The 3,745-nt window shown below is 55.9% G+C and carries 8 protein-coding genes and 1 pseudogene; 3 read left to right on the top strand and 6 right to left on the bottom strand.

Features of this window, described 5'->3' with window-relative positions:
- From CFR72_RS18210 to CFR72_RS16420, 3 genes and pseudogenes are all read left to right on the top strand, one after another.
- Positions 1 to 207 (top strand): annotated as a pseudogene (locus CFR72_RS18210) (hypothetical protein); the annotation flags it as partial.
- 64 nt (positions 208 to 271) lie between these two features.
- Positions 272 to 511: a conjugal transfer protein TraD gene (locus tag CFR72_RS16425; RefSeq protein WP_110914784.1), complete on the top strand. Its 240-nt coding sequence runs from the start codon at positions 272 to 274 to the stop codon at positions 509 to 511.
- A gap of 103 nt (positions 512 to 614) precedes the next feature.
- Complete coding sequence (locus CFR72_RS16420) at positions 615 to 947, top strand: hypothetical protein (RefSeq protein ID WP_110914783.1); 333 nt, start codon at positions 615 to 617, stop codon at positions 945 to 947.
- A 258-nt stretch (positions 948 to 1,205) separates the two neighbouring features.
- On the opposite strand, the gene CFR72_RS16415 is transcribed toward CFR72_RS16420, so the two are convergent.
- From CFR72_RS16415 to CFR72_RS16390, 6 genes are all read right to left on the bottom strand, one after another.
- Positions 1,206 to 1,460 carry a hypothetical protein gene (locus tag CFR72_RS16415; protein WP_012813384.1) on the bottom strand — a complete coding sequence of 85 codons (255 nt, stop codon included), beginning with the start codon at positions 1,458 to 1,460 and terminating at the stop codon, positions 1,206 to 1,208.
- A gap of 84 nt (positions 1,461 to 1,544) precedes the next feature.
- The gene (locus CFR72_RS16410; RefSeq protein WP_208630095.1) at positions 1,545 to 1,721 is read right to left on the bottom strand and encodes a CopG family antitoxin; all 177 of its coding nucleotides are present in this window, start codon (positions 1,719 to 1,721) and stop codon (positions 1,545 to 1,547) included.
- 36 nt (positions 1,722 to 1,757) lie between these two features.
- The gene (locus CFR72_RS16405) at positions 1,758 to 2,144 is read right to left on the bottom strand and encodes a type II toxin-antitoxin system VapC family toxin (protein ID WP_012813382.1); all 387 of its coding nucleotides are present in this window, start codon (positions 2,142 to 2,144) and stop codon (positions 1,758 to 1,760) included.
- Positions 2,141 to 2,386 (bottom strand): type II toxin-antitoxin system Phd/YefM family antitoxin, encoded by a 246-nt coding sequence (locus CFR72_RS16400; protein ID WP_006560453.1) that lies wholly within the window; start codon positions 2,384 to 2,386, stop codon positions 2,141 to 2,143. The genes CFR72_RS16405 and CFR72_RS16400 overlap by 4 nt, the downstream gene beginning before the upstream one ends.
- Positions 2,387 to 2,513: 127 nt before the next feature.
- Positions 2,514 to 2,909: a type II toxin-antitoxin system death-on-curing family toxin gene (locus CFR72_RS16395; protein WP_010665988.1), complete on the bottom strand. Its 396-nt coding sequence runs from the start codon at positions 2,907 to 2,909 to the stop codon at positions 2,514 to 2,516.
- A complete protein-coding gene (locus CFR72_RS16390; RefSeq protein WP_014106734.1) occupies positions 2,906 to 3,133 on the bottom strand; it encodes an AbrB/MazE/SpoVT family DNA-binding domain-containing protein in 228 nt (75 codons plus the stop codon). The genes CFR72_RS16395 and CFR72_RS16390 overlap by 4 nt, the downstream gene beginning before the upstream one ends.
- Between the last annotated feature and the right edge of the window lie 612 nt (positions 3,134 to 3,745).

Genomic DNA, 3,745 nt, shown 5'->3' with positions numbered 1-3,745 from the left:
GCGAATGGTATGCTGTCAGATGCCAGCTCGCCATCATGTTCGATGATCGTTTCCCAATGGCCTGAAAAAGTGCCACCGCACAAAATTCTACACAGTCTCGCCGTCGCGAGGTGGACCGAACGGGGGACGGCGTTCTTTCAGGCTGGCGCAAAAAAGGGCGGCCGGAAAGGAACCGGAAACGATCAGAACGGAAGTGCTGGCGCTTGAAAGACGGATCAGGAAGCAGGCGGCCCTGATCCATCGCCATCAGGCACGAAAGGCACGCACCGACATGCGCGACTGGGCGAAGGCGCGACGGGAACGCACTCATCATCTGATCGAACTGGGCGGTCTGGTCCAGAAGGCGGGACTGGTCGATCTGACCGATGATGACCGCGCCACCCTGCTCGGGGCTTTTCTGGATATTGCAGGACAACTACAGGGCAGCAATGATACTGCTCCGATTGACCTGAAAGCACGCTGGAGACGTGCGGGGCTTCATGCCTTCGACAGGGACAGGGAACATGACTGATTGCAAAACACGATCATCCGAAACGGACAGATTGTAATCTCGGCCACAGAACAATTTGACGGTCTGGAAACTGACCGCCACAAACACTTCAAGAGGATACCTAATGGCTCCAGAATACCATTCTCCAGAATGGTTTTCTGATACAATCAACCGTCATCAATGGATGTGGAATCTGAATGCTCGGTTCGTTGCACGGGCGGCAAAGCGTATGACCGATACGGATGCCTTCATCTTGCTCAATGAGGCGGTCAATCTGGAAATAGCGGAAACGGCTGCCAACCTTCTTCGGGAAGGTGTGCCAGAAAAAATTGTCGCTGATTTCGTTATGGCTTACAGTCAGACACAACGAGCAGAATTGCTGGATAATGTCTGCGATTACGCATGGCGGATTTCTGCCCCTGTCGCTGCCACGAAACACGAGGCGATGAAGACATGACCATGACGGACCTTTCCGACGAACGGGCTGCCAAAAGGGATGCAATCCGCAAGGCACGCAACCCACTGTCCCGGCCGATCAGGTTCTTGCTCTTCTGGACGCCGATCTGGCCCGGATTCAGGCGGCCATTGACACCCTCCCTACGCCTCGCCCCACGGATTGATGAGGGTGTTGGTGTCGTGAACGATCCCCCCCGAAATCCACGTCCCTGATGGCCTCGTGGAACGCGGGAACGATCCCTCATTCCCGCGCTGAAGATTACCAGTAATATTCGTGTGGTCGCCGGGTGCCGGTATACGGAAAGACCGCCTCGACAGGATCGAGGTCGCCCTTGATGATCAGGCGGGCAACATGCCTGTCATGATGACGGCCAGGACGGATATCGTGCAGATGACTGTACCAGTTGGGAGATTCAGAGGCTTCACGTGAGCCTCCATAGCCACAGCGATCCGGCTGGTTGGCCCAGCGATGATTGCGACCGTATTTGCGGCTGTGATGATAGGTGCGAGACATGGGAGCTTCCCCTCCATGACGCGCGGAGTGATTTCCGAGCGTACCTACATCGCCCGATCTCCTCTGTTCTGGTCGGAATATACTTTACCGCGTCTGTGCGACATCGGTCTCCAGCAGGGACGCCGGCAGGCGCATGTTGAGGGCAGCCGCCTTGGGTTCGATCTCAAAGCGCATGGGCTTGAAACCGTACAGGTCATACCGGGTCAGATCGACGGTCGCGACGAAATCCTCGGCCGCTTCGTCACTGTGCAGCGAGGGCATGGACCTATTTTTGTAGCTCATACTGGTCGATCTCCTTCAGACTGCTTCGATCGGGCCTGGATAAGCCTTTACCAGCGGATCATGGGTCAGCAGAAGCAATCCTTCCACCGTGGCCTGTGCCACAAGGATCCGATCAAAGGGATCCCGATGCACATCTGGCAGTTGTCCGACTGCCAAGGCGTGCTGGCTGGTGATCGGTAACTCCTCATAACCGTTTTCGATCAGACCGCGTCGCAGCAGATGAGGATCGACCTGGAAGTCTGCCCGTCCCAGCCCGGTCTTAATGGTGATCTCCCAGAGACTGGCCGCACTGAAGACCAGATCATTGCCCGGATCTTCCATCAGGGTTCTCGCCCGTGCTGACAGCTTATCTGGCTCTCCGGCTGCCCAGAGCAGCAGATGGGTATCCAGAAGAAGCCTCATGCCGGACCGTCGAACAGAGACACAATATCGTCCTGTCCCATGCGATCAAAATCTTCGGGCACCCGGATTTTTCCAGCAAGAAACCCCAGACGCCGTTGCTGTAACTCTTCAGGAGCCGTAATCGGGCTGACCCGCACCATCGGCCGGCCGGCTTTGGCAATGATGAAGCTTTCCCCTTTCATGGCCGCGTCAATCAGCCGGGACAGATGGGTCTTGGCTTCGTGGATGTTGACCGTGCGCATGGCGAAAGCCTCCTGAGTTTACTCAAAAAAAAGACTTAGCCATATTAGTCTGGTCCATCAAGACAAATGTCGCCAGAACCACCTCAGGAAACGAAAAAAGCACACTCATCGCGTTCCTCGTTTACCGTCATACCCTTTCGGATGCGACATTGGCGGTCAGGAATGCCGCATAGCCCAGTTCGTCCATCTGACCTGCCGCCAGCGCGAGAACCGCATTTGCTGCATCTTCCTGGGCTGCCGTGAAACGATAGCCGTTCAGTTCCAAAAACAGCACACCGAGCACAAAGCCCGTACGCTTGTTCCCGTCGATGAAAGGATGGTTTTTGACGATACCCGCCGTATAGACGGCCGCCAGATGCACTGGATCCAGCGGATCCGCATAAGCCGCATGCTGCTGTGGCCGGGCAAGCGCGGATTTCAGAAGACCTGCATCCCGTACGCCGGAAGCGCCACCATGCACCCCCAACAGCCGATCATGCAGGATCAGGGTATCCCGTTCGTCTATCCAGACGAAGGCTGTCATTGAGCCAGAACATGCAGCGTATCACGGTAACGCCGCATAATATCTTCAGCCTTTGTCATTTTGGTTTCGAAGTCAGGATCATAGGGCACTAGCCGATATCCGCCTTCTGGTGCTTCGGTCAGATACAGGGGCGCGCCATCCTGGGTGTTCAGCCGTGAGATCACTTCCTTGGGTAGTACGACCCCGAGTGAGTTTCCGAATTTTCGCACTTTCAGCTCGACCATAGTGAATCCCCTCAATGTTATTACCAATGTAATAACTGTTTGCGGTTTCAGCAACCATCATGCATTTTTCTGACGTGCTCAGGCGAATAGGCAATGGCCAGCCTATCAAGCCCCGCAGGGCACTATGGATGGCCGCACAAGCCACAACACCCGTTACAGACACCCAAACAGCCACCACATCTGATAACGCCTGTACGGCCATCCTATGGCGTCTAGCGGGCATGTTGCGACACGTGAGCTGCTGAATGATCGCCTGAACTCCGATGTGTCTTGAGCAGTTTATGGTTTTGCCCGGTTCTTCTGATGTTGCAGGCGTTGGGTGAGCGCTGAACGGGAGAGCCCCGTAGGGCGTCGAAGGCGCCAACGTGGATGAGGAAGGTGCTCTGGTGGAGAGACGATGCGTTTCCGCATCGTCAGATCATGACTTTGCGCCGTAGGCCGCGAGCCGGCGGGGGCGGAGCCCCCAAGAGGCGGTGTTTGGGTTCAATTTGGTTGGAAATTTTTGAGGTTTGTGAGATGGGGTGGTTGCCGTCCTCCCCGCACGGCATCGCAATGTGCCAGAATGGTCGTTGGAAGAAACGACTGCGCGAAAGGACGGCAGATGAAGGATAC

The sequence above is a fragment of the Gluconacetobacter entanii genome (assembly GCF_003206495.1).
Taxonomy (GTDB): domain Bacteria; phylum Pseudomonadota; class Alphaproteobacteria; order Acetobacterales; family Acetobacteraceae; genus Novacetimonas; species Novacetimonas entanii.
This window is presented reverse-complemented; position numbering and strand designations above follow the sequence as displayed.